Origin of the sequence: Novosphingobium sp. (genome assembly GCF_027486195.1) — a bacterium.
GTDB lineage: Bacteria > Pseudomonadota > Alphaproteobacteria > Sphingomonadales > Sphingomonadaceae > Novosphingobium.
In genome coordinates, this window is record NZ_JAIXPP010000103.1 from 1 (window position 1) to 3,172 (window position 3,172).

Sequence of the window (3,172 nt, forward strand, 5' to 3'; positions counted from 1 at the left end):
TCCTTGAGTTCGATTTCCTTGGCGACGGTGACGCCGTCCTTGGTGATGCGGGGCGCGCCGAAGCTCTTGTCGATCACGACGTTGCGGCCCTTGGGGCCCAGCGTGACCTTGACGGCATCTGCGAGGATGTCGACGCCGCGCAGAATGCGCTCACGAGCGTCGCGGCCGAACTTTACGTCCTTGGCAGCCATGATGTTTTCCTTTGAATGAAAAGAGTTGGGTCAGGAAATCCGGATGATCAGCCGATCACGCCGAGGATGTCCGATTCCTTCATGATCAGCAGGTCTTCGCCGCCGACCTTGACTTCGGTGCCCGACCACTTGCCGAACAGCACGCGGTCACCGACCTTGACGTCGAGCGGGGTGATCGTGCCGTTTTCGGCGCGGGCGCCCGAACCGATCGCCACGACTTCGCCCTCGGCGGGCTTTTCCTTGGCGCTATCGGGAATGATGATGCCGCCGGCGGTCTTTTCCTCGGCTTCGACACGGCGCACGAGCACGCGGTCGTGCAGCGGACGGAAGGTCATGGGTATCTCCCTTGTTCCATGATACAGAAATTGCACTTGGCACTCTCAGGTGGAGAGTGCCAGCACGGCGCATATGGGTGGGGGGCGAAGGGAGGTCAACCTCCCGGACCCAATTTTTTAGGCCCAAGTTTTCTAGGCGGGGAGGAGTCCCAGTTTCTCACGCCGGTGCCAGCGCCAGAGCAGCAATGCGGCCACGACGATGAGGCCGACGGCGAGGCCGATCCACACGCCAAGGCCTTGCAGCGGGGTCATCAGGCCGAGCCACAGTGCGGTGCCGATGCCCGGAATCCAGTAGCCGAACAGCGCGATGCCCATCGGCACGCGGGTATCCTGCAGCCCGCGCAGGAGGGCAGCACCGACCGCTTGCGCACCGTCGAAGATCTGGAAGGCAGCCGCGACGACCATGTACTGCGTGGCAAGCTGGACCAGCCGCGCATTGGCGGGGTCTGCCGGGTCGATATAGGCGGCGAGGATGAGGTTCGGGAAGACCAGCATCAGCGTGGCCATCAGCGCCATGAAGCCGATGCCGAGAACCATGGCAACCTGCCCGGACCGCGTGATCGCCGCCTTGTCGCGCCCGCCATAGGCAAGGCCGACGCGGATCGTGGCAGCCTGGGCAATGCCGAAGGGCACCTGGAAGGTGAAGGCAGCGAACTGCAACGCAACGGTGTGCGCGGCCAGTTCGACCTCGCCGATGCGGCCCATGAGAAAGGCCGCGCCGTTGAACATGCCCGCCTCGGCGATGATCGTGGCGGTGATCGGCAGGCCGATCCGCATCACGTCGGCAAAGCGCGTCCAGTCCGGCCGCCACCAGCGCCCGCCAAAGCGATAGCGGCGCAGGCGGCGATCGCTGCGGATGACGATGGCATAGGCGGCCAGCATGAACATGCTGGTGACGATGCTCGACAGGGCGGACCCGGTCAGCCCGAGCGCCGGCGCACCGAAATGGCCGAAGACGAACGTGTAGTTGCCAAGCGCGTTGACCGCGACGGCGAGGCCGTTGATCACCGTGCCGATGAGCGGGCGGCCAAGCGTTGAGACCACGGTGCGCAGCAGCGAAGCGAACACGGCGGGAACACAAGCCCACATCAGCACATTGAGGAACGGAACCGCGAGTGCGATCACGTCCTCGCTCTGGCCGGTGATGCGCATCAGCGGACCGCCGAGGAGGCACACGCCCATCGCGCCGACGCCCGCGATGACGCCCGCCCAGCCGGCCATGCGCACGGTGCGGCGCACTTCGCGCACGGCGTGGCGGCGTGCGCCAATTTCGGCAGCGATCAGCGGCGAAGCGGCGCCGACAAGGCCGGTGAGGCTCCAGATGAGGAGGCCGAACAGCGAGACCGAGAGCGCGGAGGCGGCCAGCGCCACGGGGCCGAGCCGCGCAACGAAGATCACGTCGACCGCCCACACCGCCATTTGCAGCAGATTCGCGCCCACGAGCGGCGCGGCAAGGCGCAGCGTCGCGCGCCATTCATCGCTCCAGCGGGTGGGTGCGGCTTCAAACATGGAGCGGGGCATAGGGACGGCGCGGCAGCTTGGAAAGGGCGCGCGGGGGCACATGTGGGCACCGCAAGCAAAAAGGGCAGGCCTTGCGGCCCGCCCTTTCCGTACCGCGGGCGCTTCAAGACACCCGCGAAAGCCGTGAAGCTTACTTGATCTCGACGGTGCCGCCGGCAGCTTCGATCTTGGCCTTGATGTCTTCGGCCTCGGCCTTGTTGACACCTTCCTTGATCGCCTTCGGAGCGGCTTCGACGAGGGCCTTGGCTTCGGTCAGGCCGAGCGCGGTGATGGCGCGCACTTCCTTGATGACCTGGATCTTCTTGCCACCGTCGCCGGTCAGGATGACGTCGAATTCGGTCTTCTCTTCGACCGGAGCAGCGGCTTCGCCGCCACCGGCGGGCGCAGCAACGGCAACGGCAGCAGCGGCGCTGACGCCCCATGCTTCTTCGAGAGCCTTGGCGAGGTCAGCGGCTTCGAGAACGGTGAGCTTCGAAAGTTCTGCAACGAGATTGGCGATATCGGCCATGATGATAACTCCTCAATGTGGTTTGCCCAAATGCAAATGATCTTGGGCGAATGATCTGAAGAACAGGTCTGAGATTGCTTGTCGCTTACGCGGCATCCTTCTCGGCGTAGGCAGCAAAGACGCGCGCCAGCTTGGCCGCCGGAGCGGTCGTGAGCTGGGCGATCTTGGTCGCCGGAGCCTGAATGAGGCCGATGAGCTTGGCGCGCATCTCGTCGAGCGAGGGCATCGTGGCGAGAGCCTTGATCCCATCGGCGTCGAGAACGACCGTGCCCATTGCACCGCCAACGATTTCGAGCTTGTCGTTGGTCTTGGCGAAATCGACGACGACCTTGGCGGCCGCCACCGGATCCGCCGAAGCGGCGATGCCGGTAGGACCGGTGAAGAGGTCACTCATGCCCTCGTACGCGGTGCCCTTGGCGGCAATCTTGGCCAGACTGTTCTTCGCAACCTTGAACGAAGCGCCCGCCTCGCGGACCTTGATGCGCAGGGCGGTGGACTGGGCCACCGACAGGCCGAGGTTGCGGGTGATGACCACCACGCCTGCCTCGTTGAACACCTCGGTCAGGAAGGCGACCGATTCGGCTTTCTGCGAACGATCCATGCCATACTCCTTCACA

5 protein-coding genes are annotated in these 3,172 nt (G+C 64.9%); all 5 read right to left on the bottom strand.

Translation table 11 applies throughout. From position 1 onward, the window contains the following. Positions 1 to 191 (bottom strand): TCP-1/cpn60 chaperonin family protein (locus Q0071_RS18125; protein WP_298172883.1); only part of this gene is annotated, 191 nt, incomplete at its 3' end. 47 nt (positions 192 to 238) lie between these two features. Then, the gene (gene groES / locus Q0071_RS18130; RefSeq protein WP_298172885.1) at positions 239 to 526 is read right to left on the bottom strand and encodes a co-chaperone GroES; all 288 of its coding nucleotides are present in this window, start codon (positions 524 to 526) and stop codon (positions 239 to 241) included. Between the two features lie 132 nt (positions 527 to 658). Next, complete coding sequence (locus Q0071_RS18135) at positions 659 to 2,035, bottom strand: MATE family efflux transporter (RefSeq protein WP_298172888.1); 1,377 nt, start codon at positions 2,033 to 2,035, stop codon at positions 659 to 661. Between the two features lie 142 nt (positions 2,036 to 2,177). Continuing rightward, positions 2,178 to 2,555 (bottom strand): 50S ribosomal protein L7/L12, encoded by a 378-nt coding sequence (rplL, locus tag Q0071_RS18140; protein ID WP_054122581.1) that lies wholly within the window; start codon positions 2,553 to 2,555, stop codon positions 2,178 to 2,180. An 85-nt stretch (positions 2,556 to 2,640) separates the two neighbouring features. Beyond that, positions 2,641 to 3,156: a 50S ribosomal protein L10 gene (gene rplJ / locus Q0071_RS18145; protein ID WP_298172897.1), complete on the bottom strand. Its 516-nt coding sequence runs from the start codon at positions 3,154 to 3,156 to the stop codon at positions 2,641 to 2,643. Positions 3,157 to 3,172: the final 16 nt, after the last annotated feature.

Bases quoted from the DNA above. Each gene is read 5' to 3' on its own strand.
- groES (WP_298172885.1), bottom strand. From the start codon at position 526: ATGACCTTCCGTCCGCTGCACGACCGCGTGCTCGTGCGCCGTGTCGAA.
- Q0071_RS18135 (WP_298172888.1), bottom strand. From the start codon at position 2,035: ATGTTTGAAGCCGCACCCACCCGCTGGAGCGATGAATGGCGCGCGACG.
- rplL (WP_054122581.1), bottom strand. From the start codon at position 2,555: ATGGCCGATATCGCCAATCTCGTTGCAGAACTTTCGAAGCTCACCGTT.
- rplJ (WP_298172897.1), bottom strand. From the start codon at position 3,156: ATGGATCGTTCGCAGAAAGCCGAATCGGTCGCCTTCCTGACCGAGGTG.